The following is a 26162-nucleotide window of genomic DNA, read 5'->3' on the forward strand; positions in this document are numbered from 1 at the left end:
CAGGCACACTCCCGTCGGCGCTTGGCGGATCCGCCGTCTGTTCTGGTCACAAAGCTCCCGCTTCGCGACCCCGACGATAAAGCTCCGCCTCACGAAACCCGCCGCACAAAAAAGCCGGCTCGGAAGCATCCGAGCCGGCTGACCTAGACCGCGTTCAGTATGCGGTTAGTTGTAGGGATTGGGTCGATTCAGGTAATCCTCGTAGGCATCCGTATCGATCGTGTTGGTTGGCAGTTGAGTGCCGTGCCAGGTGAAGTTGTACGGGCTGGTATATTGGTTCTCCGGCACTTCAACCACACCACCGTACTGGCTACAAGCACAACGGGCTTGTGTCTGGTAGGTGTCACAAGCTTCGACGTTGCCTTCCGCATCGGCCACCCCGCAACCGGGCGGACTGTTTTCGATGTAGGCGCAACCAGCCTCGATACCCACGACGCAGTCCGTCGGTACGGCGTTGCAGACGAGGCCGAGCGCGTCGTTGCTGCAATCGGCGGGCAGATAGCAGGAGTTGTTACCCGCCTCGCATTCGCAGAAGCCGGTGAAGCCGGTATCAGACGTCGTGGAGTTGAACTGTTGGAGCAGGCATGGGGCCGTGAAGAGACGCTTGTGATTGACCCGCATGAAGTAGTAACCAGGGTCTTTGAACCCGATGCGGAACGTCGCGCTCGGATCTTCTGTCGTGTCCGTATTGAAGGACAGCAGCGGGGTCAGGTTCTGACGGGGCTCACCCGACTCCCAGCGAGTCGCCATCCCTTGGTCGTAGATCTCAATGAACCAGTTGCCCGGACCACAGGCTTCCTTGGCACAGAGCGTCAGAGTGACGAGTTCGTTGCCGTCGGTCTTGTAGACATACCAATCGTCCTCGCCCTGGCCCCAGACATAGGTATCCTCGTCGTCTCCGACACCCGGGAGCGCCGTATTGAAGGTGAGGTTGATCAACCCGTACATGCTGACGCCGGTCGCGAGCGGATTGGAGTGGCTCGGCACGTTGTTCGGCTCGACCTCCGTATCGTAGAAGCCGACGATCGGCTGTTTGTTGTCGAGCGTCGTATCTTGGATGAAGGCAGTCAAGGCGTAGGTGTAGGCGTTCTGCGTCGTCTTGTCAGCGGGCTGGATCATGACGTAGTAGCTGCCAACCAGACCCAGGGTGACGCTATAGGTCACGGAGTCGGCCGTCGAGGCGATCCCGCCAGCGAAGTTCGTATAGTAGTTGGCGAAGACGTTTCCCGCCGCGTCTCGAACGGAGACATTCCAGATCGCCGGCAGACCGGCCGAAAGATTGGCGTTCGCGGAAGCCGGGACAGAGAAATTGACGATGATGTTCTGATTCGGCGCGGTCGTTTCGGTGTAGAACCAGTCCTGATCCGCACCACCGTAGTTCTGACCCGAGAAAGGCACGCCGAGCGTCAGCTTATCGGCTGTAATGAAATTGTCGTTCGGCTCCGTCTCGCCGTAAGTTGCATCCGGAATACAGGAGGAGAGCGGAATCCCGCAGTTACCGAAGGGATCCGCGACGCACTGCTCGAGTTTCGCGACCGCGCCGAAATAGAAACCGATGGGATATCCGCGTTCATACCCATTGGCGTCACCCGCCGTGAATCCTTCCGAATAGCTCTGGTTGCGCTCGTCCTCGCAGGTCTTTTCGGCGGGTTGAGAACCGAGCCCCGCCGCATTCACGGTCAACGGGATCAGAATGGCCAAGCCGAGGAGGGGTCTAGCGAGCAAGTTCATAAGTTCGGTCCTTGGTTCGGGCGCTAAAAAGACGGTGCGCTGGGCGCAACAGTGTCTCAGCAAGACATCAATACGATCTGGCTCCGTCAGTGTAGCGAAAGCCAGATTTCGATCAAGCGACCGGACGGAGAAACAAGGCGTTTTCCGCGACTTCGTCGGATATTTGTGATCGGCTTCCGAGGTTCGCGCAGTCGGATGCGGATTGTGGTCGAGCGGAGGTGGCGGCGTTCCCTAGCAGACACCCGGGACAGCCGAGAGACGTGGCAACTTCAACCTTTCCCGGCTGATTTCGTTACAATCCCCGAGTCCTGGTCGATCGCGACTGGCACCCGACGCTGGCTTGAAGCCCAGCAAGGACGCTGAAGAGACCGCGGCTCGATCGAGACCATAGCCATGGTCCGCCGCAGGGCGGCACAGGCTTGAGGCATCGACAAGGACGCCCTTCGCTTGAAGCGCCTAACCCGCGGGGCCGTGCCAGCCTGAGCGCACACGGAACGCACCTCCCACTTCGAGATACCCAGACCGCCCATCGCCTGTGAGCACACTCCCGACAGCATCGATCGCGGTCCTGATTCCCGCCTTCAACGAAGCCGCGACGGTCGCCGAGGTCATCGCGGCAGTTCGCCGCGCCTGCGGCTGCTCCGTGAGCGTGATCGTGATCGACGATCTCAGCACCGATGACACGGCGGAGGTTGCGCGCAACGCGGGCGCGACGGTCATTCCGTTGCCGCTGCAACTGGGCGCCTGGGGCGCCATCCAAACCGGCCTGCGCTATGCCCTCGCGCGCGACTACGACATGGCGGTGACACTGGATGCGGACGGACAGCATGAACCGGCCTACGTGAGCGCCCTCCTCGCCCCGCTGCGCGAGCAGCGAGCGGACGTGGTGATTGGTGCTTATCCGGCGCGCGCCAGTCGCGCGCGCCGACTCGCCTGGAGGTACTTCCGCTGGCTGACCGGCTTGAGCCTGGAGGACATCACCTCCGGGTTTCGCGCCTACAACCGCGCCGCTATCGGCCTCCTCGCCTCCCGCGAGGCGACCTTACTCGACTATCAGGACGTCGGCGTTCTGCTCACCCTGCATCGGCGCGGCATGCGCACCTGCGAGGTCCCGGTCCCGATGCAGCCGCGTGCCGCGGGCGGTTCGCGCGTCTTCGACTCCTGGTGGACGGTCGGAAAGTACATGCTGCAGACCAGTCTGCTGTGCGTGGCCCGCGTCGGCCACGGCCGCCGCTCTGATCTCAGCGACGAAGGCTGACTGCCCCATGATGACTTACCAAATGACCTCGACGGCCATCGGCCTAGCGATCGGCGCCGTCATCCTCTTCCTGGTGCGGCGAGACCACCTCCACGGGCCTTACGCGGTCTGGTGGGTCGGAGCCGCCGCCACGGTCATCGCGCTCGGCCTGTTTCCGGGCGCCGTCGATGAGGTCGCCGCGTACCTGGGCATCAGCTATCCGCCCATGCTCGCGATGGTGTTGGGCCTCGCCCTACTCCTGGTCAAAGTGCTGACGATGGATCTCGAACGGTCGCGTCAAGAGCGCCAGATCCGTCGCTTGGCCCAGCGGATCGCACTCATCGAGACCCGTGAGCCGGCCGCCGCAAGACCGGACCGAAGGGGTTCAGAAACATCCACCCCTCCCGGATCGACCGAGCGCGACTGAGTCGGCCAGATGCGGGTCCTGCACATCGGCAAATATTTCCCGCCGTTTGCCGGCGGGATGGAGTATTTCCTCGCGGACCTGGCACGCGCGCAGGCACGCATGGGGATGGGTGTGGCCGTCTTGGTCCATGACGCGCGGCGCGGCGGCCCTGGGGCGCTGCCGTGCGACCAAGACGCCGTCGCCGTCTATCGGGCGCCCAGCCATGGCCGGCTCTTGTACGCGCCCGTGAGCCCTGCGTTTCCGCTGTGGCTGAGGCGCATCATCGGGGAATTCCGCCCCGACCTGCTCCACCTCCACATGCCCAACACCTCCGCCTTCTGGGCCTTGGCGACCCCCGCCGCCCGGCGGCTGCCTTGGGTGGTGCACTGGCATTCCGACGTCGTCGCCTCGACGCTCGATCCTCGCATCAGGCTGGCCTATCGCCTCTATCGCCCCTTCGAGCAGAGACTGCTCGCCCGGAGCCGGGCCATCATCGCGACCTCGCAGACCTACCTGAACGCCAGCGAGGCGCTCGCGCGCTGGACGGAGCGTTGCACCGTCATCCCGCTGGGTCTCGACCCGGCCCGGATCCCCGCGCCAGATGCGCGGGCCAAAGCCCAAGCCAGCCGCTTATGGGGAGAACGCGGCTGTCGGGTGCTCGCGATCGGACGCCTGACCTACTACAAGGGTCACGAGGCGCTCATCCGGGCGGCAGCGGATCTGCCGGACACGCGCGTCCTCATCGTCGGAACGGGGGATCTCCAGTCCGCGCTCGCGCGGCTCACGCAGTCCCTCGGACTCGAAGACCGGGTCAGCCTCATCGGATATCAGTCGGAGGCGATCTTGAATGCCCTGCTGGCAAGCTGCGATCTCGTCTGCCTGCCCTCGGTCGAACGCACCGAGGCATTCGGACTGGTACAGCTTGAGGCCATGCGCTTCGGCAAGGCCGTCGTCGTCAGCGACATTGCGGGCTCCGGCACGGGCTGGGTGGTTCGCCACGCTGGAAACGGCCTGCTCGCGCCACCCGGCGACCCGCGCGGGCTTGCGCGGCAGCTACGCGGGCTGCAAGAGGATCCTGCGCTGCGGGACAGGCTCGGTGCCGCGGGAAGGCTGGCGCTGGAGCATGACTTTGGCATCGCCCCCGTCGCCGCGCGAATCGACGGTGTCTACCAAGACGTTCTTGGGCTTGCCCGACGTCAGACCGAGAGGCGTTGAGCCTCTGCCTCGGTCATCGCTAAGGTCTTCGCTTCACTCGCGGGGCGGAGGAAGCCCACCCAGAGTGTGAGCAGGTAGAAGACGTAGATCGGCATGAAATGCAGCACCAGGCGAGCGAGGCTCGTGGATTGCTCCGCCCATCGATAGGCGCCCGTGAAGAAGAAGAGGACGAAGAGCGCGAGCAGGCTGCCAACCACCAAGACCAGTTCCACGCGCAGCCAGCGACTCGCCCCGTCCTCATAGGCCTTCACGAGCCCGAAGAGTACCGCCGGGATCATCGCGTAGGCCAGCAGGTGCCAATTCCCGAAAACGAAGAGGTTCTTCACGACCGCCGCCCAGCTGTCATGAAAACCAAGCTCGAAGCGACCCAAGAACGGAATCTGCAGGGTCGAAGCTGACACCTCCAGCACCCCAAGCCATGGGATGCGAAGCTCCACGCCGCCCACAACGAACGGCAGGGCGCAGAGGCCGCCGATGACCAGTAGCAGCAGGACGAAGGCTCGCACGCCCAGACGCGCGGCCAAGACGGCAGGCAGGAGCAGACCGACCCAAACCGCGCCCTCCGTCTTGATGAGCGGAAAACAGACGGCAAGCGCGACGGCAAGCGCCGCCTGCCGTGGGTCCGCCTCACGCGACCATTGAACGAGCGCAATGGCGCTGAGGCCAAGGATCGCCGCCATCCAGAGGTCCGCATAGCCCGCAAGGGCGACGTGCGTATCGAGCAGGGGCATGGACAGGAGCAACCAGACAGAGATCAGGCTGGTCAGACGCGTCGCACCCCACCACCGCGCTTGTCCATAGAAGCCGAGACCGAGCGCGAGGAAACAGGCGAGCCACGGCAGCTTCGCGGCGGTTTCATTCCAGGCGCCGTAGCCGAGAGTCGGCCACAGCGCGAGCAGGGACACCGTCTTCGGATAGGCCGAAGCGGCGATGCTATAGGCTTGGCCGGACGGATCCCTCAGCCAGTCTTCGGCCGAGACGAAAGCGACCAGCTCACCGGTCTCGGACCAGACGCGCGCCCGCGCGAACCAGGTCGTCCAGGCATCCCAGGGAAACAGCGGTTGCCACCAGACCTCGGCGGCCAAACCAAGCAGCCGCAGGACAAGCCAAGCCAGCACGAGCGCCGTCAGCGCCTTCGCCCAGACGCCAGCCTGCTCGGCTCCGCAGGCACGCACGATCGGTCTCGCCTTAGCGCTCAGCAGCCACCTGCGAACGCCCAACCCTGCCGCGAGCGCAAGCAGGAGCCCGGATAGCCAGAAACCCATCTGCAATCCCAGCGGAGAAAGCAGGTAGAGCATGGCGACAGCACCCAGCATCCCGAGCAGATAGCCATAGCCCAAGGCCAAGGACCAGGCCCCTGATGACGGCTGACCGATCAGCAATCTCAGCCAGATCGTCCCAGCGAGCCAGGGCGCGACGAACGCCAGCGTGACACCCATCCAACCCATGATCACCCCCCGTCGATGACGCGGAAGAGTCCGCCGAGGCTCGCATTGGAGAGTTCCCGCGTCGCGGACACCCGATAACCATCGACGACGAGCGCCTGGCCTGCCTGATCGAAGCGCACCCGATCCTCGGGCGACATCATGAGGATGTAGTCGCCCGCGCGCACGCCGCTGCCCGGGTCGATCGATGGGACGGCCAGGGAATTGCTCGGGAAGAGGTGATAGCGCACTCGCCCAGCCGCGTAGCCATTGGGGTCCGACGTCACGATGAAGAGCCGCGCGGTCGTTGGCTCGATGCGCTGCCGGATCTCGCGCAGAAAGGGATAAAAGCTCCGATCGGGCCCGGCCTCTTGACGTTCGTCTTGCCCAAGGCCGGCGTACAAGACCTTGGTCGTCGCGAGACGCTGCAGCAGCGACCACTGCCACCCGAGATCCAGCGACAGCCAGCCGATCAGGGCGATTGCGACATAGGGCACAGGATGGCGTCCATCTCGAGCGGAGAGACTCAGAAGCAGATAGAGCCCGCCGCTCGCCAGGACCCAGAGCAGCGCTTGCAGCACCCGCGGGACATGCGCGCCATCCGCGCCCGCGTATTCGAAATTGATGGAGCGCCCAGTCCAGCCTGCATCGCGGGTCCAGTCCCGCCAGATGGCCTGCGCGATCTGGCCGATGGTCGGCGCTCTCGGCTGCAGCTCGATCCGGCTGAGAATCAATGGCGCCTTCACGGTACCCACAACGACCAGCCCACAGGCAACCACCCGCCCCCGCCAGCGCTCCACGGCGGTCAGGTCCACGGCGCCTTCAGCCCGCGCACCTTGCGGGATGACCAGGTCGTCAGGCCGACCGCCAGAGGTCTCCGTGGCCCACACGAACCTGACCTCCTGCTCCGCGCTCAACCCGCTCAGCTGCCAACGCAGTCGCGCATAGTCCCCCGCCTGGAAGGGGCGAATCGCGCCCTGAACCATGACCATCCCATTCGCTCCGGGCGCGGTGATCCTGAGCCCATCCTTGGTCTCGTCGCCGACGCCCTGGACGAGCTGAAGCGCATCGCCCGAAAGCTCGATTGCTGAGATGCTCAGACCGTCCGCCGTGCGATAGGCCGCCATCAGCACCGCGGCAACGATGACGGTGCCGCCGGATACCGCGACCACGAAGCGGACGAAACGACGAAGATGCTGTTTCAAGAGGCTCCCTCGACAGCGACGTGCACGGAGGCGAGTTCCGGGCATCACCTGCCCCGAAAGACGCGGATCGGTAGGATGGGCAAAGTCCGCGCTCTTGGCTCCGGTTGGACCTCGGCGCCGGACGGACGTGCCCATCGCGCAAGGCGCTGAGCTGGAATGATGGGCACGCCCGCCGACGCTCAGCGCTCCGAATGAAGCTCGGCACAGGGGCTTTGCCTATCCTAGGGGACGTGTTCCGTCCAGCCCATCAAGCAGACCGCATCACGTCCTCGAACACGGCTTCATAGCGACGCACCATGCGCTCAATGCTCAACTGACGCGCGCGCTCCAACCCCGCCGCCGCCAGATCGGCGCGGCGTTGTGGATCCGCGAGCAATGCCAGGATGGCCGATGCGAGTGCCCCAGGGTCTTCCATCGGGACCAGCATGCCGTAGGCATTGTCGCCAATCACCTCGCGGGGTCCATAGGGGCAATCCGTCGCGATCACCGGAGTCCCACATGCCATCGCCTCCAGCATGGTATAGCCAAACCCCTCGAACTGGCAGGTATGGACATAGAGATCGGCAGCGCGGATGTAGGGGTAGACGTTCTCTCGGTGTCCCAGGAAAACGACTCGGTCATCCAGGCCCCAGTCCTTCACCTGCTGGATGAGCGCACCCCGATCCGGTCCATCTCCAAGCACCACGAGGGCGGCCGGGCGTTGACCTTGGACGTGCCGAAACGCGGCCAGCAAGAGTCCAACGTCTTTCTCGGCAGACAGCCGGGCAGCGACGCAGATCTTTGGGAGAGCGTCCGGCAGACGCTCCAAACCAGACGCCGATTCAGACGCTGCGGATGCGACTTGCGCCAGGTCGATCCCGTTCGGGATGACCGCGATGCGTCCCGTCGGAACCAAGAAGCGCCGTCGCAGCTCGCCCGCCGTCCCTTCCGAAGGCACGATCATGCGATCAGCCAGACGTGCCGTTGCGCCGACGGCCAATCTCAGGAAGAGCTTTCGTTGCACCCCATGCTCGTAGCGGCGCATGTGCTCGTAGACAGGCCCGCGATAACTGCCGACGGTCTTGACCCGCAACCGCTTGAGCCTGGACCCGAGCACGGCCAGGGCGGCCGGGTAGTGCATCATCCCGAGGACCAGGTCGGGGCGGGCCTCCGCGATCAGATCGCCGGCCGCCCTGACATCCGTCATGAGCCCCTTGGCCGAGGAAAACCAACCGTGCCGAATCAGCCCTGAGGTGTCGATGAAGGTATCGATGCCTTGAGGCAAGAAGGCACGTAGAGCCTCGGGTGCCGCCACGGAGACGTGACGCACCACATCCCGATCGAGGTGCGTGATGAGGTTGCTCGTCGTGCGTTCCGCACCACCGAAGACAGTGGCAAGGTGGAGGATCAGCAGGCGCATCGTAGAGATCCGCGGAAGACGCGCCGCTGCGGCCAGCCGATGCGACGCCAAGGAGACGCGGGGCTTCCGCATCCCTTCCAAGCGACAGGGTCAAGATGGTAGAGCGCGCGGCGGGCGGGCGATCCTTCGCACAGAAGAATCTCGCGATCTTCAATCGCAGCATCCCGCCACGCAGTCCAGAACCGATAAAAACGTCGGCGATCCACTGCGGTCACGCCGACGTCAGGCTGGAGTGCGGCGCCGCTCTCGCGGCGCACAGACACCCAGCAAGTCAATACGGACGCACGAATCAATAACGCGTGAAGACGGCATCCTGCGACTCGACCCGGAACTCGTTGACCCATTCGCCGTCCAGCCACAGCCACCGGTTCTTCACCAACGCCTCGCGCTCGGGCTGACTCATCATCGCGCCAGTGGTCGGCACTTTGAAGGCGGGCACCGAGGCGCGAATCTTGGTGTTCACCTCCGCGAGCGGTCCTTGGATCTTGATGTCCTCGACCTTGGCCTCCGCGTACTTGATCTTGCCCATGTTCGCCACGTAGGCATTCAAGGGGGTCACGGCCTTGAAGAAGGGGTCCAAGTAGTCATAGGCCTTCTCGAACTCACCGTCCCGCATCGCTTGCCAATACCCCTCCGCGCGCTGACGCAGCTGCGCCTCACCCGCGATTTCATCTGCCTTCATCGATTCTGAACGCTGTTTCGCGTAATCAGACAGCACGGCCGGGGCGACGTCGATCTGGACCAATTGCTTGGACTTGAAGGTGTCGTCGGCATAGCGTTCGGCGAGGACATGATAGGATCCGCCGGCGACATAGATCGCGCCGGGCTCGTAACGCAGACCCAGATTCGTCCCGCGAGGACGGGGCAAGGGCACATTACTCAGAGCCCAGGTCTCCCCGAAGTCCTTGGACAACGAAGCGTAGAGGCCGGATCGGATCGTCCGCCAATCCTCCCAAACGACGAGGATCTCGCCCGGCGTCTCACCGAAGGCCACGGATGGGTTGCGAGCGTGGAAAAACGCGAGCAGATTCCGATCCTCCTCGGTTGCGCTCCGGCCCGCCAACTCAGGCGCACGAAGCGGAGATGCCTTCGACCAGGTGCTGCCTCGATCGGCGGATCGGATGAGATAGACATCCTGCTTGGCACGGTCGTCCACCTGACGATTACGGGCGGTGATCGCGAGCATCAGGTGCCCCTCAGCATCCGATGCCGTTTGCAAGCTGGCGATATCGAAACCCTTGAGGTCGTCGAAACCGAACCGCGTCCACCGAGCCCCGTCATCGTCCGAATAGGCGCCTTCCAAGCGAAAATCGCGGCGGTCTAGGCCATACTGACCGACCCAAAGCACCATCCAGCGCGACCCCAGCCTCAATGCCTCGAAGATCGGGGTGATACTCGGAACCTCAGCAACGGTCACCTCGGCACGGAAACCGCCGTCATCCTTGTCTGCAACGGCGTCGGCTGGCCGGAACCGGGAGGCTATACGCTGCGGCCCATCGCTCGACTGCCAGCTGAACGCCATCAGGCTGCCACCTGGATCCACGGCCATCACCGGATAGATACCGGGCATGACGAGCGCTATCTCGGACAGCGCCTGATCGCTCTGCCGCCAGTTGCGGTAATACAGGTTGTACCGGTCTGAACTCGCCTCGGTCGCCTTCTCCCCGTACCAGAGCAGGTGCGTCTTGCCCTGGCCATCGGTCTCAGCCACGAAACGCGCGAGCGGCTCCGTGTCTCCGCCGACTTCTTGCGGGCGAATCTCATCGCTCGGCGCCTCGAAGAGATAGAGGCCCTTCTCGGGATACTTGTCGCGCCAAAGCACGGCGGCGCCCGCGGACCTCGCGGCCATCGCCAGGCCAGAGGGCGATTGCGCGCGCCCGGCAGGCACCAAGAGGCTCTCAGCGCCCTTTGGGTCGCGGAGCCTGAGCATCCGACTCTCGTCGTAATAACTGAGCCATAGGTGATCGGACGCGTCGAGCGAATACGCCCAATCGCTGTTCGCATCCATGGCCGACGACGTCACGGGATGCGCCGACCATTCCTCGAGAGCCCCCTCACCGGCATGCAGTTGCGCCGACAGAACAGACGCGCTGAATGCACAAGCAAGGCCGGCAGCCCTAATAGCTTCGAAATTCACTGAACTCCCCGACTACTGGATACAAAAAGAACGAGGCCTGTGGTGTGCGACGAGTCGCTCCCCAGGCGCAAAAAGGCCGCCCGAAGGCGGCCTTGGCACGCGGCATCACGATGCGAAACGCTTCTAGATGGCTGCGTGCAAAGTGCATCGATGCTGCCTCAGCAGCATCTAAGCACCTCAGTTCGGGGCCAGCATAATAGCGTTGTTGAAGACGCCATTGGTGCCGCTGGACTCGCCGTTGATGGTTCCGCCCAGGTTGTACTCGAGCTTGATGACCACAGCGCCAGCATCCGCCGAGCGCGCAGAGGATGCAGCGGAAAGCCCGTCGCTCTGCTGGGGATCAAACACAGCAGGCACCCAGCCGGCGGCGCCGCCATTCTTCACGCGGTAGTTCCAAAGCTTCGCCCAGCCACCGTCTTCCAAGCGGGCGAGCGTGCCGTCGCTGAGCATATCTGCCGCATCGACGCGAGCCACACAGACAACGTCCTGAGGAACCGTGCCAGAGATCAGATTCTCGTCACGATCGTAGAGGTCGCCACGGCTCGTCGTCACGAATTCAACGCGGGCACGATAGTCATTGGCGAAGTCCGGCGCCTGATCCCAATCGACCGGCGTCACGAAGAATGCGGTCGTGATCTCGGTGAAGGGCATGATCGAGACATTGGAAGGACTTGCCGAAGCCGCCCAGCGGTAGTCAGACGTGTACCAGTGGTAGGCTTGATAGCCCCAAGCCGCGCCGCTGCCAAATTCGAAGACGAATGCCTCACCGCTCAACGACTCGCTGCGCGCGGTCGGGCCGTCATAGGTGTCGACGAAGAGATAGCCACGTGCCGGCAGCACGTTACGACCGAAGGCATAATCCCGACCGGACTGCTGCCACTGGTTGTTGATGCTCGGGTCATTGAAGAGAACACCCGAGGTCTCGGCGCCAAAGTGACCGCTGAGATCGATGGTCTGCAGGTCGTTGTAGCTGGTCGGGAGATACTCGTCGTACTCTTCGCACTTGGCCAGCTTGTCGTTAGCAGCGGTACCGCTCTTGTAGTAGAAGCGGTAGTGCAGATTGTCGCCAGCTGCGCCGGTCCCGTTTGCCGCGCCGCCCGACGACCAGTTGTAGTCGGAGGTGTTGATGACGCTGACGATGGTGGTGACGGTTTCGCTGAGGGCGGCATAGGGCCAAAACGCCGTGCCTGCCTGAGCGGCTCCGACTGCCGATACGCCGATGGCTGCCGCGACCGCGGATGCGAGTGTGTTCTTTGCAAACATCGCTGGAGTTCTCCTGTGATTCACACGTTACAAACTAGTCAAATTGTGAGTTGTCCGGGATACCATGGACTTCTCGTGATGGAGTTAGCGGAGGCGCCGCCCATCCGAAACGCATGCCACGCTGGCTCGCGGCTCGATCAGGAGTCTACACCACAAATTGTTGTTGTCAACCCACATCGATCGATTTGGCGACGCCAAACCCTCCCCAGTAGGCATGACAAGAAACCACGTGGAATATACAAGTCACTGCAAAAGAGCACCTTTTCGGCGTCTCAGACGACCCTGTTGCGCAATCGCAACATTTGGTGGAAAAACCTCGGGATGAATCGCTGCCCTGAATATGGCACGAGACACCTGAGTGCGACGAATGGACGGACATCGACCGAGCACTCCGCCAGGCCGGCCCTCGCCCTCACGCCAAGCACCGGCTAGTAGATATCCACGTCTCCCATGGTGTAGTACAGGTGCTCGCGGGCCGTCGCTGTATCGATCGCGCTCCGCCAGCACATGTTCGCCGCGAAGACGGGCGTCTCAAGCATCGGAAGATCCAGCCGCGAACGCCAAGCGTGAGGCAACCAAACCGAAAGGGGTTCAGGCGCGCGATTCGCGCCGACGTGCCTCGCAACGGCATGAATCGCCGCTCGGATGCTTGCGGGCGGCAGCAGCAGATCGACGAGTCGCCGCTCTCCCTGCTCGCAACATGAAACGACCCACCCCTGGAGCCGCCCGAAGCGCGCCAAGCCAAAAAGCTCGTAGCTGCGCACCGGATTGTCTGCGTATCGCCAGCGCAGATAGGCCGCATCCCTGACAAGCCCAAGGGTAAAGGATTTCCGCAAGCGCCCCCACAGCACATCTAGCCGGTCGTCACCCCAGGACAAGGGAACAACCCGCCAGAAGCTCGCCGACAACGGACCCTTGGCCGGAACGTCTGCTTTGAGCGCGACTTCCATCAAGCCGTAGACGCCCGCGCGCTCTCCAACCAAGTACGGACCGCGCCCAGGGAACCCGTAACGAAACGCCGTCGGTAGATCAGTCGCGATCTTGGAGAGGAGACTGCGAAGCAGAACTGTGAAAAGGTTATTTTGACCGATGCCGCCGCGATAGCTCGGATGAACCATGACGTCGCAGATCTGAACGAAGGGCGTGCGCTTTCCACGAAAAACACCAGGAAGACAGAGCGCACCGGCATGCGCGATGATCATGCCACTCGGATCCAGCGCAACCATCGACTCCACTGGAGTAAAATCCCGAGCCAAGGCCCTACTTGCCACGAACTTCCAACGCCACTCCGCCGAGGATCGCTGGACCCCGAACACCTTGGCAAACAGCTCAATGAGCGCGGGCTCGTCGTCATGCGTGACGCTACGCAGATGATCATCCCTCATCGGCAAATTATCGATGGTATCGGCCAAATCCCGCAACCGCTTTCTCGTCTCGTGCCCGAGCACTCCTAGCGCGCCGCATGCGGCCCCGCCTCACCAGCCGGCCCCAACTGGACAGGAGCCTCACCTTTCGTGTGCCGCCCCCACATCCGCCGATAGACGTCCTCAAGATGGCCGACGAACTGCTGGCTATCGAAGAAAATCGATTCCTGCCGAGCCTTCCGCAACTGCATCTTGATCGCCGCCAGCGCATCACCCCGTTTAGCCAACTCCCGCGCCAGGGTTTCATAGTGGTCGAGGTCCGCCGCAATCAGCTCGGGCACTCCAACGGCGGTCACTAGACTGGCCGCAACGCGCGACGCAAAGGTGTCGCCGGGACAGGTCAAGACGGGCACGCCCATCCACAGGGCGTCGGATGCCGTCGTGTGCGCATTCACCGGACGCGTATCGAGGAAGAGGTCGGCCTGGGCCAGGCGCGCCAGATGCTCGGCTTGAGGCAGCTTTGGCGCAAAGATCAATCGCTCCGGCGCAACGCCGCGGGCCTGCGCCTCACGACGCAGGTTGTTTTGCGCCGCGTCGGTTCGCGCATACAGCCAAAGGATCCCGTTCGGCGTATCGCGAAGCACGCGGCACCAGCGATCGAAGATGTCGGGGGTGATTTTATAGGGGTCGTTGAAACAGCAAAAAACGAAGCCATCCTCCGGCAAGCCAACAGCGGCGCGCGCGGGAGTCTCCGCGACCACGCGCGCATCATCCACAGGCGCATAGGTCCCCGGAAGGTAGGCGATCGACTCGTCGTAGTGAACGGCGTGCTCCGGCGGAATGACGACTGGGTCGGCAATCAGATAGTCGATGAAAGCAGCCCCAAGCCCGCCCGGGAAACCCAACCAGCTCACCTGAATCGGGCTTGGGCGCAGCGCGAGGATCTCCAGCCGAGCGTTCTTGGTGTAGCCCTTGAGATCCACGAGGATGTCGATGCCGTCGTCACGCATACGCTGAGCCGCCGCGAGGTGGGGCATCGAGCGAATATCCACAAAGTGATCGAAGGCGGCCGCAAGGCGGCGGCGCATCGGGCCGCCATCATCAGGCCCCGTGGAATAGGCAAAAATCTCGAATTGCCCGCGATCGTGCCGCTCGAAGAGAGACGCCGTCAGATAGGCCGTCGCATGCTCCTGGAAATCGTCGGACAGGTAGCCGATCCGTAGACGAGCATCAGGGGATGAAGGCCGCGAAACCGCTAGCGAGCCAGCGCGCTGCTCCCACTCTTGGTAGCCGCGAGCACGCAAACGCGCAATCCGCAACAAGTCGGCAGGGCCGAACGCGGATATCGTCATCGCAACGAAGGGCTCGATGATCGACTCGTCCGTGGCCAGCACCAAGGCACGGAGCGCAGCTTCCCGCTCGGCAAACTGCCGCCAATCGCACAGGTAGCGCTGGTTCCTGACGAGCAGTCCGAGGAGGCTCTGGGGCTGATTCCCTGAGCGCTCCAGGCTCCGCTCAAGGATCTCGACGGCTTGATCGAACAGGCCGAGATCCGCAAGCAGGGGAGCAAGGGCAATCGCTCGCTCGGGGCCGTCGGCATTGGCCTTGACCATCCGCACGGCGGTATCCAATGCGGCTGAAGCAGTGCGACCCGGATCAGCCGTCGCCGATGAGGCCTCCCCCAGCTTGAAGGCAGCCTGCAACAGGCAGTAATTTGCTTCGAGCAAGCTCGGCGACAATCGAACGGCCTGCAGCGCGAATTGAAAGGCCCCTTCAAGATCATCACGCCGCAAGGCCGCGTCGGCCGCGTTGTTCCAAGTCTCGGCGCGCAGCGGGTCCAAGACCAGCGACTGCTCGAATGCCTTGACGACCCCGTCGGCCCGGCCGAGCCGCGCGTAAACGACGCCGAGGTGGTCCCACAGCTCGCAGCGGCCGGGAATCAGTGCGACGGCACGCTCAAGAGACGCCAGCGCCCGGTCGAAACGCTGCAGGGCCATCCATGCCAAGCCGCTGAGATGATGACCCTCACCCCATGAGGGACAGTCCGCCAGGACGGGCTCCAAGCGCTCGACAAGGGCCTCGTAGTGCCCGGACTGATAGTCTCGCATCGCCTGAGCAAAGGGATCCTGAAGCCTCGCGTGAACGGCGGATGCCGCGACCACGGCCAGCGGGGCATCCGCGAACTCACGCGTCAGGTCGGCCGGACGCGGTGCCAAGGCGGACGCTGCCAGGGCACTCTCGGTGCCAGAATCCTGGTCATGGAGCCAGACGCGCCAGCGCTCCAGCGTCTCCGAGGGGAAGCCCCGCTGCGGCGCCTCGCTCAACAGCTGATGTGCCTCGGCCAGCCGGCCTGAGCGGGCCAGAGCGTATAGCAATGCCTGGCAGAAGGTCTGGGAGTTTGGCTGCTGCAGCACCGCGCGCTTGAGGAGCGGCATGGCCGCTAGACCCAAGCCGGAGTCGATCAAGGCCACGGCGAGGTTGTAGCATGCAACGACCCGATGGGGCCTCTCCCGCAAGGCCCGCAGATACGCCAGGATCGCCTCCTCGAATGCACCTTGCAGATGCTTGGCGAGACCCTCCGCCACTGGATCAGGCGGAGAGTCGGACGGCGGTCCGGACTGGGATGTCCACGAAATCGAATAATTGATCAAGACTCAGACCTTGCGAATCAAAGGGCATTCCTGGCGACTGATGACAATCTCAGAGCACGACATCCTTCCCTACCACGCCGAGCGAGCCATGCCGAGCGGGCGCGCCCTGATATTGGCGCCTCATCCGGATGACGAGGTGCTCGGCTGCGCAGGGGCCATTATGCGGCATATCGCCGCCAATGACCCAGTTCGGGTGGTCATCGCCACGGACGGCGCCTTTGGCGAGACCGACGGCCGCGACGCGCACATGCGGTTGCGCCAGGACGAAAGTCGCCGTGCGGCGGCCGTGCTCGGTTGTGACCAACCGGCATTCTGGGAGCTTCCCGATCGCGGGCTTGAGTACGGCGAATCTCTGATCGAGCGCATCCGCGCCGCAATCGACGAGTTGGCCGCGGATCTGGTCTATGCCCCATCCTGGTGGGAGATGCATCCGGACCATTTCGCGCTGGCCCTGGCCGCCGCCGAGGCGGTCAGACGCTGTCAGCGCCCCGTTCGGCTCGTGATGTACGAGATCGGCGTCCCGCTGCATCCCAACCGCCTGCTCGACATCTCCGATCTCGTGGAGCGCAAGCACGCCGCGCTCGCCTGCTTTGCAAGCCAGCTCGCGCAACAGCGCTACGACGAGCACATTGCCGGATTGAACCGCTACCGCACCTACACCTTGCCGGGCCATGTCCTGGCGGCGGAGGCATACCGGATGATGACGGGCGATGAGCTACGCCAAGATCCGGTCCGCGTCATTCGCCCCGGCGTCTATTACACGCAGAACGGCCATCCGAGCACCAAGCCGCCGCCATTGGTCTCGGTGATCGTCGATCGGCCCGGCGCCGACACGGGCATGGAGACATTGGACGCGATCACGCTCCAGACCTATCCGAACATCGAGATCCTGGTGGTGCCGACGAACGCCGAGCAGGAGATCGAAACGCCGACCTGGAGGGATCGCTATCCGCTTCGAGCCATCGCCCCGGGGGATGGCGATTCCTCCGCGCGCGCCATGAACCGCGCCCTGGACGCGGCACGCGGCGATTTCCTGGTCATCGTGCAGGATGACGCCATCCTCGCCCCGGATCATGTCAGCGCCATGGTGGAAGCGCTCGCCAACGCAGACGGCAGCGGATGCGCCTATTCTGGCGTCCTCTTCGAAGGCCCCGGCCCGGAGCCCCATCCAAGCCGGGTCACCCTGAATCGCCGCATCGACCGACGGGAGCTGTGGGGCGGCACCGCGCCACCCATCTCCTGCTTCCTCGTGGCGCGCCGGCATCTCGCGGATGGCTGCCGCTTCGACGAAACGCTTGAGGCCGGGCAGGCGTGGGATTTTCTCGTGCAGCTCTCCCTGCGAACCGAGTTCCTGCATGTCGATCGAACGAGTCTTCGTGTTCGACGTCAGACGGATCGGCCGGAGAACCGATCGTCAAGCCGCGAAACGCTGGCATCTCGACCACCGCCCTCGGTCTTCGAGAAATGGCAAAAGACGTGGGGTGCTGCCGAACTGATCGAGATCATCGCCTTCCACGACGCGCGCAAGGCCGAAGCAGAGCGATCCGCTCAAGGGCTGATGGACACGCTGACCGAGCAGAGCCGGACACTGGCGCAAGAGCGCAACGAAGCCCAGGCGCTGAGACAAGCGATCGCGCAGAGCCAGGCTGAAGCACATCGGCAGCGTGCCACGGCGGAGCAGCTGCACCAGGAACTCCAGGCCCTACGGCGCTCGACCTCCTGGAAGATCACGGCGCCGCTGCGTCTGCTCGTGACACGCCTGCGCGGCACCAAAGCCTGATCGGCGCCCGCGACCGCCCAAGACTCAGCGATAGAAGAGATCGCGATACGCCGTGTAGAGCGCGATGGTGAGCACGGGCAGGACGACCAGCAAACCCAGCATGAGGGGAAGCATGCCCAGAACGACCAGGACCATGGCGATGAGGCCATAGACCAGGAAGGGCAGGATGTTCTTCAGGCAACCCATGAAGCTGAGCTTGAAGGCCTGCAGCACGGGCACGTCGTTCAGCGCCACGAGCGCCGGCGCAAAGAACATCGCCATCGCCAGGGGGATGCCCAGGAGCATGGCGAACAGCACCGGCAGCAGGACGGAAGGCGCGGTTGCCATGGCCTCGAGGTCAGCCGGATTCATCGCCGCGCCGCTGGTCATCATGCCCGAAGTCCCGATCATGACGAAGAAGAGGCCGCCGATGACGAGCCCGATGAGCAGCGCGAACAGCAAATAGACGACGCCGACCAGGGCCAGTGGGCCGGGTTTCCGTGAGATTCCGGCGAAGAGCTGACTCACGGTGAAACCCTCGCCGCGATACTGGGCGTGCGCGCCCATGATGAGGCCGGCGGTGAACATCGGACCCAGGATGGTGGTCGCCAGGCTGCCGACGAAGGGCACGATGCTGAGCACGATGACGATGAGATAGAACAGCAGCAATGCGCCGACCCAAGTGCCCGGGGCTTGCTTGAACAGACCCCAGGCATCGACGATCCAGTTCCAGCCGCGACCCGCCCCGACCGAACGCGGGGGGTAGAGCGTATCATCACCCTCGCCGATCGGCGGCGGTGTCAGGTCGGCTTGCGGCGGGGCATAGGGATTCGCGGCGGCGCCCGCACCCTGACCTGAGGAGGACTTCCCGTGCGACTCCAGGTAGCGCTCCACCACCACGCCGCAGGCCTGGCATACGCCGGTCAGGTCGGAGACCTCCTTGGCACCGCACTTCGGACAGGTCGACCAGTCTCCGTCAGACTCGCTACGCTCCTGCGCGCTGGGCTTGACGAGCTGCACACGCGGGTCTTGCTTGGAGACCTCGTTCGACTCTGGATAGGCTTTTAGCAAGGACTCGCCCTGAGGCGCCGCGGCATCCTGCGGCTCGATGCTGATCACCAGCCCGACCGCGGTCATCGCGCCCCGATAACGCTCGGCCTCTTCCGCGCTGAGATTCTGCTTCAACACACGACCCCCACCCTTGAGGACCAAGTCGCGCGCGGTCTCCTCCTTCATGCGAAATTTCTTGGCCAAGCGACGCACGACGTCGGACAGTTCCTGCCCCGGCATGAGGTTGCCTGAGAACAGGATTCGATACTGTGCATCCATGAGGGTCTCCTCTGTGCGGTGGAGCGGTGTTATCAAATGGCGCAGCGCTTCAGCCAAGCCAGGATCCCGGGCTCCGCGGCCCAGACGTCCAGCATGGCCTCGCGATACAGCCATGCCTGATCATCCCCGCCAGGCGTGATCCCGAGCGGGCTCAGACGCGGCTGCTTGATGCGCTTGCGTGTCAAATAATGCGGAATGCGCGGCAGTCGCCGAATCGCCGTCTTCAGCACGGAACGCGCGCGCTCCTGGCGCCCGAGCCGATAGAGCGCCAGCACCTCGCCGTAGGCCAAGTCCGCCAGCAGATCCTCCGGGAAACGCTGGGCCAGGGCCAATGCGCGCTCGTCTTCGCCGTCGCGCAGATAATGGTTCATCAATTCGGCGCGTGCCCCATGATTGTCCTGGGGGTTCAGGCGCAGAAGGGTTTCCAGCGTCTCGATGGCGCCACCCGGCTGCCCCTCCTGAACCTGGCACAGGTAGCGCCGGAAGAGCAGCCGCAATGCCGAGCGGTTGCCCTTCACCGACCAGGGGATGTAGCGCGGGTCGCCCAGCGGCAAGAGTGCGTCCATGACCGACCAGGCCCGATCCAGCAGCGGCCGGAGCAGGGCGTGGGAGATCCACGGCAGCGCGCTTTCCGGGTGCTCGTAGAGCGCGGTCGCCAGATCGTCGAGCACCTCCAGGCTGTCCGCGGCCTCCGGGTGACCGAGGAGATAGTCGACCCAGGCCGTATCGGCCCAGACATCGGCACCGTCCAGGAGCGTCAGATGGGTCGAGACGGGCTTGTCCGACGGATACAGCGCCCGCCAGAAAGACTCTAATTGACGCACGCGGGCCGGCGCACGCAGCTCGACCGGAAGCCCCCGCGCAACCGCCGCGCCCATTGAGGGTGCATCCACCGGGTCGACCCGCGCCCCGAATCCGCTCCGACGCCGGGGGAGGTCGTCCGCGGTATCGAAGAGATCGAGCTGGTCGGCCCGACGCGGCGCGGCACGCGGCGGCTTGACGACGGCCAAAGCGTAGCTGGGCAAGGGCCTGGCGGCGATGACGGACATCCAGTCGTTGAGATCCACCAGCACCGGATCCAACGCATCCGCATGGCTGCTGACCATCGCCTCCTGAGGATCCGTGACGGCACGCTCCAGGAAGTCCATGAAGCCCTCGTCCCCGTAGCCGAGCCGGCGCAGCTTGTGCAGCCAGAAGCGCGCGCGCTCCCGCGCCAGCCAGTCCTTGTGCTGCGCGGCCAGCAGGGTGATCTCCAACAGCGCCGTGCTCGGATTGTCCGGGTTGCTGCGCAGCGCCGCGGTGAAGGCGGTCTCGGCCCGAGCATAATCGCCTTCATCGATGTGAATGGTGCTGCGACGCTGCCAGGCGGCGGCCTGCATGGCGCGGCCGCCCTCGTTGCACACCCGATCGAGGAACACGAGCTTCTTGCGCCAATGATCGAGCCGATCATAGGCATCGCAGAGGATATCGAGCGCCGGCTCGTAGCGTGCATCCAGCTCATCGAGGGAGCCGGCGAAGAGCGGCTCCAGCAGCGTGACGACCCGACCCGGTCGATCCTCGTCCAGCCAGCGATCCGCGATCTTGGCGAGCAGCGGACCGGGAATGGCATTCAAGGCCAGCGCCTCGCGCAGCGCGCGCTCGGGCAGCTCGTCGAGGAGAACCTCCCAGATCAGCTCGCTGGAGAGTTCCGGCATGTCGTCGACGTTGCCGCAGCAACTGGAATAGGGGAGACCCGAGCCGCAGGAGCAGAGCGACTCCGGGGGAGGCGTCTCCATGGGGATGGGCTGAAAACCGTTGATCGGTTGCGGCGTCGCATTCCAGATCACGGTTGCGAGCAGCGCGGCCAAACGCTGGATCTCGAACGAATCCAGGTGCGCATCCGCCAGACCGAGAATCTCCGGAATGCGTGTGCGCGCCCAACGCAGGAAGGCGACCTGATCAGGCCGCGTCAGGATCTGGCGGACAGCCTGCACGATGACCTGCTCGAAATGCTCGGCGTCGGCCGTCTCTTGGTGGAACATGTCAGGTTCCTCCGCTGGGGTGAGGCTGCCGAGCGTGCCGGCGACCTCCGCTTGTCAGGATCGACATACTTGCGTTGCTACGCGGCCTAGAACCATCGCCGAGACTCTGATGTGCGGCGAAACTGTGCAAGCCAACCATCAGGGACACGCATAACCTTTAAGGAACACGCACAACCCTCTAGTCGGCCAACCTGCATTGTACCCCGCGACTTCGGCTTTGTGTCGATCAGCGATGCGACCTCCTTCGCGAAATCCACCACCGCGGACCAGCCATTCCGACGGATGCGCGCTTCGAGCACGCACCCGAGCGGAACTTGATACAGTTCCCGGATGGAATTACAGAGTTTCGTCTTCTCCGCCATCGTGCTGCTGACAGCGGCGGCGCTCTCCGTCGCCCTCTTCAAGCACCTCGGGCTGGGATCCATCCTGGGTCTGCTGGTCGCGGGGATCGTGGTGGGTCCGCACTCACCCGGTCCCTATGTGACCGCGCACGTCGACGACGTGCGCAGCTTCACCGAGCTGGGCGTGGTCCTGCTGCTCTTCATGATCGGGCTGGAGATGCAGCCCAAGCGCCTGTGGGCGCTCAGGCGCGAGGTCTTTGGCCTGGGCATGGTGCAGATCCTGCTTTGCGGCATCGGCATCGCGGCCTATATCTCCTTCTACGAGGCGTCCTGGGAGGCCGCGCTCATCATCGGCCTGACCATGGCGCTGTCCTCGACCGCACTGGTGATGCAACTGCTGCATGAGCGCGGGGATCTCGCCACCCGCCACGGCACCTGCGCCTTCGCCATCCTGCTGATGCAAGACCTGGCGGTGGTGCCCATGCTGGCGATCGTCCCCTTGCTGTCCGATCTGCGATCCGCATCGCCCGAGCTGCCCTTGGGAGAGCAAGCGCTCACCTTGATCGGCATGTTCGCGCTGGTGATCGTCTTCGGCCGCTACGTGGTCCCCTTCGCGCTGGAGCGCCTGCTGCGGCAGAGCAACCGCGAGGCCTTCGCCCTGGTGGTGATGCTGGCGGTCTTCCTCTCCGCCTGGGCCATGCACAAGGCCGGGCTCTCGATGGCGCTGGGGGCCTTCATGATGGGCATGCTGCTGTCCACCTCGCGCTTCAGCTTCCAGATCCAGGCCCACATCGAGCCCTTCAAAGGACTGCTGATGAGCCTCTTCTTCGTCGCCGTCGGCATGTCGATCGACCTGCCGGCGATCGCCGCCCAGCCCCTGCTGCTCGCCCAGCATGTGATCGTCATCGTCACCATCAAGCTCGTGGTGCTCTTCCTGATCGCGCTGCTGTTCGGACTGCCGCGCGGGGTGGCGACGCGGGTTGCCTTCCTGCTCGCGCAGAACGGCGAATTCGGTTTCGTGCTCTTCGGCTTCGCCAAGGCCATGGGCGTGATCGGCGAGTCGACCTTCGTGATCGCCGTCAGCGTGATCTCGGTCAGCATGCTGCTCACGCCCATCCTGGTGCGCATCGGTGACGATCTGGCGCGACGCGCCGAGCGGCGCAAGACGGCGCCACAGTGCTTCGACCACGAGGCGACGGGCGTCCAGCCCAAGGGGCGCGTGGTGGTCGCCGGCTACGGGCGCGTCGGCCATACCATCGCGACCCTGCTGGAGGTGAACCAGATCCCCTTCATCGCCTTCGACACCAACCCGACCAATGTCGAGCGTGGCGTGCGCGACGGACGCGCCGTCTACTACGGCGACATCGGCGACATGGAGCTGCTCGCGGCCGCCCATATCGACAACGCCTCGCTGGTCGTCCTGACCATCGACCATGGCCCCACGGCGCTGCGGGCGGTCTCGCACATCCGCAACGCCTATCCACAGATCCCGGTGATTGCCCGCGCGCGTGATCTGGAGGCGTGCGGGAGCCTGCTGCGGGCCGGCGCGACACGCGCCTATCCGGAGGCGATCGAGAGCAGCCTCCGGCTGGGCGCCGAGGCGTTGGAAATGCTCGGGGTCGCCACCGAGGACGTGGATTCGCTGCTGCAGGGCGTGCGCAGCCAGAATTATGCGCCGGTGGAATGAACGGCGAGGCGGCCCGTCACTGGCATATCCGCGTCGCTCACCGTCTTTCGGCGCCCTCGTCGCGGCGGGGCGCCGCTCCCACGCCCCGTCGCGCAAGCACCGCCCCGCAGGTTGCCCTGACCATCCAAACTCAGTAGGCTTTTTCGCCGCTGGATACAAACGACCGCTTCACAAGCGACTGCTTCATAAGCGACTGTTTCACAAGCAACTAATTCACAAACGACTGATTCGAGGACACTTCGACGATGGAAAACCCGACGACGGAAAGCAGCAGCGAGCTTGCTCGGTTCAATATGATTCAGCAGCAAGTCCGGCCATGGGGCGTCCTGGACGACCGCGCGCTGGACGTCATGGCCGAGATCCAGCGCGAGTCCTTCGTCCCAGATGCCTATCGTGCCCTGGCCTATGCCGACATCGACATCCCCATCGGCGAGGACAGCTGCATGCTCCACCCCAAGCTCGTCGGCCACCTGCTGCAGGCACTGCAGGTGCATCCCGGCGACAAGGCACTCGAGATCGGCACGGGCACGGGTTATGTCTCGACCTGTCTCAGTCGCCTGGGCGCGCGCGTGACCAGCATCGAGATCGACCCGACCCTGGCGAGCGCCGCGCGTGAGCGGCTGGCCGCGCTCAAGGTGAAAAACGTCGATATCCGGGAAGCCGACGGCCTCGCCATGCCCATGCCGGGCGCCCCCTATGATGCCATCGCCGTCACCGGCTCCATGCCGACGGAGGCGGCCCTGCCCATGCTGCAGGCACAACTCGCGATCGGCGGCCGGCTGTTCTGCGTCTTGGGCGAAGCGCCTGTCATGACATGCCTGCGCATCCGCCGCATGAGCAAGGACGACTTCCGTCGCGAGGCCCTCTTCGAGACCTTCGTGCCGCCCCTCAAGAACGTCGCGGAGCCAGCCGGCTTCGAGTTCTGACGCCGCCGCCCGCCATTCAAGCCGCGGCAGGCAGCTGCAAAGGGGCGCGAGACGCCACATCGGCCGCCGACTATGCGTTTTGCCAATCCTTGATTTTGATAAGGCTAATAGCGCACACTCGCTCGGCTCCCGTATCGGCGGAAGCATTGACGTATAACGATTTCGGAGGACAGGCCAATGAGTGTCCAACAGGCCCACATGCCACTGTGCCAACGCAGCGCGTCGCAGCTTCTCATCATCGACGCCCAGGAACGCCTCGCCGCGGCCATGCCGCCGGACGAGCTCGAGGTCGTGGTCGACAACATCAACCGCCTGCTCACCGCCGCCAAGGTGATGGGCATTCCGGTGATCGCGACCCAGCACAACTCCAAAGGGCTCGGCCCCATCATCGAGAACATCCGCGGCAATATTCCGGATGTCCACGAGCCGACCGAGAAGACCGCCTTCTCCTGCTGCACCGCGCCCGGCTTCGAACGCAACATCTCCCTGCACCCCGACCGCCGTCAGCTCGTCGTGGTCGGCATGGAGGCGCACATCTGCATCGCCCAGACCGTCTCCGGCCTGCAACGCTGGGGTTATCAGGTCTTCGTGCCGGCCGACGGCATCATCTCGCGCAAGCCCGCCTTGAAGCAGAACGTGCTCGACCGCATGCGCGCCAGCGGCATTCAGGTCGTCTGCACCGAATCCGTCGGCTTCGAGTGGATCGGCGACTCCACCGACGCCCAGTTCCGCGCCGTCTGGTCACTCTTCAAGTAGTCGCGCGCCCGTCTCCCACGCGCCCCAAAGAGTCGTCGATCACCCCGACCAAACGCTCCAGCGCGCCGCGATTGCGCTCGACCAGAGCACGGCCTTGCTCGCCCACCTGGGCGCGCAAGGCCGCATCGCCCAGCCATGCCTGCATGACCTCCGCCAGCTCATCGGCGTTCGCCACGCGCCGCGCCGCACCCTGCTCCACGAGCATCTCGGTGATGGCCGCGAAGTTGAAGGTATGAGGCCCCACCGCGGCAGGCACGCCAGCCGCCGCGGCCTCCAGCAGATTGTGCCCACCCGTCGGCACCAGACTGCCGCCGATGAAGGCGGCATCCCCGGCCGCGAGAAAGGCCGGCAGCTCGCCCATGGTGTCGCCGAGTAGAACCCTGGTCCGCGCCTCACAGGGATCACGGCGGCTGCGCCGGGCGAGCGAGAAGCCATGCCGGGACACCAGCCCCGCGACGCGCTCGAAACGCTCCGGGTGCCGCGGCACCAAGACCAGCAATGCGTTCGGCAGATGTTCCAGCACCCGCCGATGGGCCTGGAGCACCGGGCCTTCCTCGCCCTCATGGGTACTCGCGGCCACCCAGACCGGACGCTCGACACCCCAGCCGCGCCGCAGGCTCTCGGCGCTTTCGCGCTGACTGGCGGGCTGGCGCAGATCGAACTTGATGCTCCCGGTTACCCGCACCCGTTGCGGATCCGCGCCCAGCGCCAGGAACCGCTCGGCGTCGGCCGGCGACTGCGCCGCGATCCCGCTGAAGCACCGCAGCGTCTGCCGGGTCAGATCGGCCAGGCGCGCATAGCCGCGCGCGGAGCGCGCGGATAGCCGCGCATTGGCGAGGACGACCGCAAGCCCGCGCCGCGCGCAGGCGGCCAGGATATTGGGCCAGATCTCGGTCTCCATCACGACCACCAGCGACGGGCGCACCTGATCGAGAAACCGCGCGACGATGCCGGGCAGGTCATAGGGGGTGTAGCGATGCGCGACCTGGTCGCCGAAGAGGTCACGCAGACGCGCCGCGCCAGTCGGCGTCGTCGTCGTCACCAGAATCGCGGTCTCGGGATCGCGATGGCGCAGGCGCCGAATCAGCAGCTCCGCCGCCTGCACCTCGCCGACCGAGACGGCATGGATCCAGACCTCCGCCCTCGGGGCCGGCCGACCGAGCGCCAGGCGCTCCCCGATGCGGCGTCGGTACGCGGGCGCCTTGATGCCGCGGACATAGAGTCTCGCCAAGGCGAGCGGCAACGCCAGACGCAGGAGCGTGGAATAGAGACGGAGGGACATCTGAACCTGGGGCATCTGAACGTGGGTCA

The 26162-nt window shown here is 64.6% G+C and carries 18 protein-coding genes; 7 read left to right on the forward strand and 11 right to left on the reverse strand.

Annotated elements, in window-relative coordinates; genetic code table 11:
- Positions 1 to 165: 165 nt before the first annotated feature.
- A complete protein-coding gene (locus tag CKO23_RS09130; protein WP_200330247.1) occupies positions 166 to 1731 on the reverse strand; it encodes a hypothetical protein in 1566 nt (521 codons plus the stop codon).
- A gap of 535 nt (positions 1732 to 2266) precedes the next feature.
- On the opposite strand from CKO23_RS09130, the gene CKO23_RS09135 reads away from it, so the two are divergent.
- From CKO23_RS09135 to CKO23_RS09145, 3 genes are read left to right on the forward strand one after another with little or no spacing between them, the layout of a single operon-like run.
- Positions 2267 to 2989 carry a glycosyltransferase gene (locus CKO23_RS09135; protein ID WP_200330249.1) on the forward strand — a complete coding sequence of 241 codons (723 nt, stop codon included), beginning with the start codon at positions 2267 to 2269 and terminating at the stop codon, positions 2987 to 2989.
- Between the two features lie 7 nt (positions 2990 to 2996).
- A complete protein-coding gene (locus tag CKO23_RS09140; RefSeq protein ID WP_200330251.1) occupies positions 2997 to 3395 on the forward strand; it encodes a DUF2304 domain-containing protein in 399 nt (132 codons plus the stop codon).
- Positions 3396 to 3404: 9 nt separating this feature from the next.
- On the forward strand, positions 3405 to 4589 hold the full coding sequence (locus CKO23_RS09145) for a glycosyltransferase (protein ID WP_200330253.1): 1185 nt from the start codon (positions 3405 to 3407) through the stop codon (positions 4587 to 4589).
- Here CKO23_RS09145 and CKO23_RS09150 read toward each other — a convergent pair.
- The 7 genes from CKO23_RS09150 to CKO23_RS26540 form a co-directional block, all read right to left on the reverse strand.
- On the reverse strand, positions 4571 to 6037 hold the full coding sequence (locus CKO23_RS09150; protein WP_200330255.1) for a hypothetical protein: 1467 nt from the start codon (positions 6035 to 6037) through the stop codon (positions 4571 to 4573). The genes CKO23_RS09145 and CKO23_RS09150 overlap by 19 nt on opposite strands.
- 2 nt (positions 6038 to 6039) lie before the next feature.
- Positions 6040 to 7218 (reverse strand): hypothetical protein, encoded by a 1179-nt coding sequence (locus CKO23_RS09155; protein WP_200330257.1) that lies wholly within the window; start codon positions 7216 to 7218, stop codon positions 6040 to 6042.
- Positions 7219 to 7465: 247 nt separating this feature from the next.
- On the reverse strand, positions 7466 to 8617 hold the full coding sequence (locus CKO23_RS09160) for a glycosyltransferase (RefSeq protein WP_200330259.1): 1152 nt from the start codon (positions 8615 to 8617) through the stop codon (positions 7466 to 7468).
- A gap of 289 nt (positions 8618 to 8906) precedes the next feature.
- Positions 8907 to 10547, reverse strand: coding sequence for a sialidase family protein (locus tag CKO23_RS09165; protein WP_200330262.1), 1641 nt, complete (start codon positions 10545 to 10547; stop codon positions 8907 to 8909).
- Between the two features lie 384 nt (positions 10548 to 10931).
- Positions 10932 to 12017, reverse strand: a complete 1086-nt coding sequence (locus tag CKO23_RS09170; protein WP_200330264.1) for a hypothetical protein — start codon at positions 12015 to 12017, stop codon at positions 10932 to 10934.
- Positions 12018 to 12445: 428 nt separating this feature from the next.
- Positions 12446 to 13429 (reverse strand): GNAT family N-acetyltransferase, encoded by a 984-nt coding sequence (locus tag CKO23_RS09175; protein ID WP_200330266.1) that lies wholly within the window; start codon positions 13427 to 13429, stop codon positions 12446 to 12448.
- Between the two features lie 38 nt (positions 13430 to 13467).
- Positions 13468 to 15966: an O-linked N-acetylglucosamine transferase family protein gene (locus CKO23_RS26540; RefSeq protein ID WP_200330268.1), complete on the reverse strand. Its 2499-nt coding sequence runs from the start codon at positions 15964 to 15966 to the stop codon at positions 13468 to 13470.
- Positions 15967 to 16072: 106 nt separating this feature from the next.
- On the opposite strand from CKO23_RS26540, the gene CKO23_RS09185 reads away from it, so the two are divergent.
- Positions 16073 to 17812 carry a PIG-L family deacetylase gene (locus CKO23_RS09185; protein WP_200330270.1) on the forward strand — a complete coding sequence of 580 codons (1740 nt, stop codon included), beginning with the start codon at positions 16073 to 16075 and terminating at the stop codon, positions 17810 to 17812.
- 24 nt (positions 17813 to 17836) lie between these two features.
- Here the strand turns inward: CKO23_RS09185 and CKO23_RS09190 are convergent, their stop codons facing one another.
- Positions 17837 to 19120 (reverse strand): BPSS1780 family membrane protein, encoded by a 1284-nt coding sequence (locus tag CKO23_RS09190; RefSeq protein ID WP_200330272.1) that lies wholly within the window; start codon positions 19118 to 19120, stop codon positions 17837 to 17839.
- Positions 19121 to 19152: 32 nt separating this feature from the next.
- Positions 19153 to 21141, reverse strand: a complete 1989-nt coding sequence (locus CKO23_RS09195; protein ID WP_200330274.1) for a tetratricopeptide repeat protein — start codon at positions 21139 to 21141, stop codon at positions 19153 to 19155.
- A gap of 330 nt (positions 21142 to 21471) precedes the next feature.
- Here CKO23_RS09195 and CKO23_RS09200 point away from each other — a divergent pair, with 330 nt between their 5' ends.
- From CKO23_RS09200 to CKO23_RS09210, 3 genes are all read left to right on the forward strand, one after another.
- The gene (locus CKO23_RS09200; RefSeq protein ID WP_200330276.1) at positions 21472 to 23169 is read left to right on the forward strand and encodes a cation:proton antiporter domain-containing protein; all 1698 of its coding nucleotides are present in this window, start codon (positions 21472 to 21474) and stop codon (positions 23167 to 23169) included.
- Between the two features lie 245 nt (positions 23170 to 23414).
- Positions 23415 to 24095: a protein-L-isoaspartate O-methyltransferase family protein gene (locus CKO23_RS09205; RefSeq protein WP_242482322.1), complete on the forward strand. Its 681-nt coding sequence runs from the start codon at positions 23415 to 23417 to the stop codon at positions 24093 to 24095.
- A 177-nt stretch (positions 24096 to 24272) separates the two neighbouring features.
- Complete coding sequence (locus CKO23_RS09210; RefSeq protein WP_200330278.1) at positions 24273 to 24851, forward strand: isochorismatase family protein; 579 nt, start codon at positions 24273 to 24275, stop codon at positions 24849 to 24851.
- Here the strand turns inward: CKO23_RS09210 and waaA are convergent.
- Positions 24844 to 26148: a lipid IV(A) 3-deoxy-D-manno-octulosonic acid transferase gene (waaA, locus tag CKO23_RS09215; RefSeq protein WP_242482323.1), complete on the reverse strand. Its 1305-nt coding sequence runs from the start codon at positions 26146 to 26148 to the stop codon at positions 24844 to 24846. The genes CKO23_RS09210 and waaA overlap by 8 nt on opposite strands.
- Between the last annotated feature and the right edge of the window lie 14 nt (positions 26149 to 26162).

Source organism: Thiocystis violacea, assembly GCF_016583565.1.
GTDB lineage: Bacteria > Pseudomonadota > Gammaproteobacteria > Chromatiales > Chromatiaceae > Thiorhodococcus > Thiorhodococcus violaceus_A.

What these genes read in the sequence shown, in the direction of transcription:
- CKO23_RS09140 (WP_200330251.1), top strand. Translation starts at nt 2,997, where the DNA reads ATGATGACTTACCAAATGACCTCGACGGCCATCGGCCTAGCGATCGGC.
- CKO23_RS09130 (WP_200330247.1), bottom strand. Translation starts at nt 1,731, where the DNA reads ATGAACTTGCTCGCTAGACCCCTCCTCGGCTTGGCCATTCTGATCCCG.
- CKO23_RS09200 (WP_200330276.1), top strand. Translation starts at nt 21,472, where the DNA reads ATGGAATTACAGAGTTTCGTCTTCTCCGCCATCGTGCTGCTGACAGCG.
- CKO23_RS09195 (WP_200330274.1), bottom strand. Translation starts at nt 21,141, where the DNA reads ATGTTCCACCAAGAGACGGCCGACGCCGAGCATTTCGAGCAGGTCATC.
- CKO23_RS09150 (WP_200330255.1), bottom strand. Translation starts at nt 6,037, where the DNA reads ATGGGTTGGATGGGTGTCACGCTGGCGTTCGTCGCGCCCTGGCTCGCT.
- CKO23_RS09145 (WP_200330253.1), top strand. Translation starts at nt 3,405, where the DNA reads ATGCGGGTCCTGCACATCGGCAAATATTTCCCGCCGTTTGCCGGCGGG.
- CKO23_RS09170 (WP_200330264.1), bottom strand. Translation starts at nt 12,017, where the DNA reads ATGTTTGCAAAGAACACACTCGCATCCGCGGTCGCGGCAGCCATCGGC.
- CKO23_RS09210 (WP_200330278.1), top strand. Translation starts at nt 24,273, where the DNA reads ATGAGTGTCCAACAGGCCCACATGCCACTGTGCCAACGCAGCGCGTCG.
- CKO23_RS09160 (WP_200330259.1), bottom strand. Translation starts at nt 8,617, where the DNA reads ATGCGCCTGCTGATCCTCCACCTTGCCACTGTCTTCGGTGGTGCGGAA.
- waaA (WP_242482323.1), bottom strand. Translation starts at nt 26,148, where the DNA reads ATGCCCCAGGTTCAGATGTCCCTCCGTCTCTATTCCACGCTCCTGCGT.
- CKO23_RS09205 (WP_242482322.1), top strand. Translation starts at nt 23,415, where the DNA reads ATGGAAAACCCGACGACGGAAAGCAGCAGCGAGCTTGCTCGGTTCAAT.
- CKO23_RS09165 (WP_200330262.1), bottom strand. Translation starts at nt 10,547, where the DNA reads ATGCTCAGGCTCCGCGACCCAAAGGGCGCTGAGAGCCTCTTGGTGCCT.
- CKO23_RS09185 (WP_200330270.1), top strand. Translation starts at nt 16,073, where the DNA reads ATGACAATCTCAGAGCACGACATCCTTCCCTACCACGCCGAGCGAGCC.
- CKO23_RS09190 (WP_200330272.1), bottom strand. Translation starts at nt 19,120, where the DNA reads ATGGATGCACAGTATCGAATCCTGTTCTCAGGCAACCTCATGCCGGGG.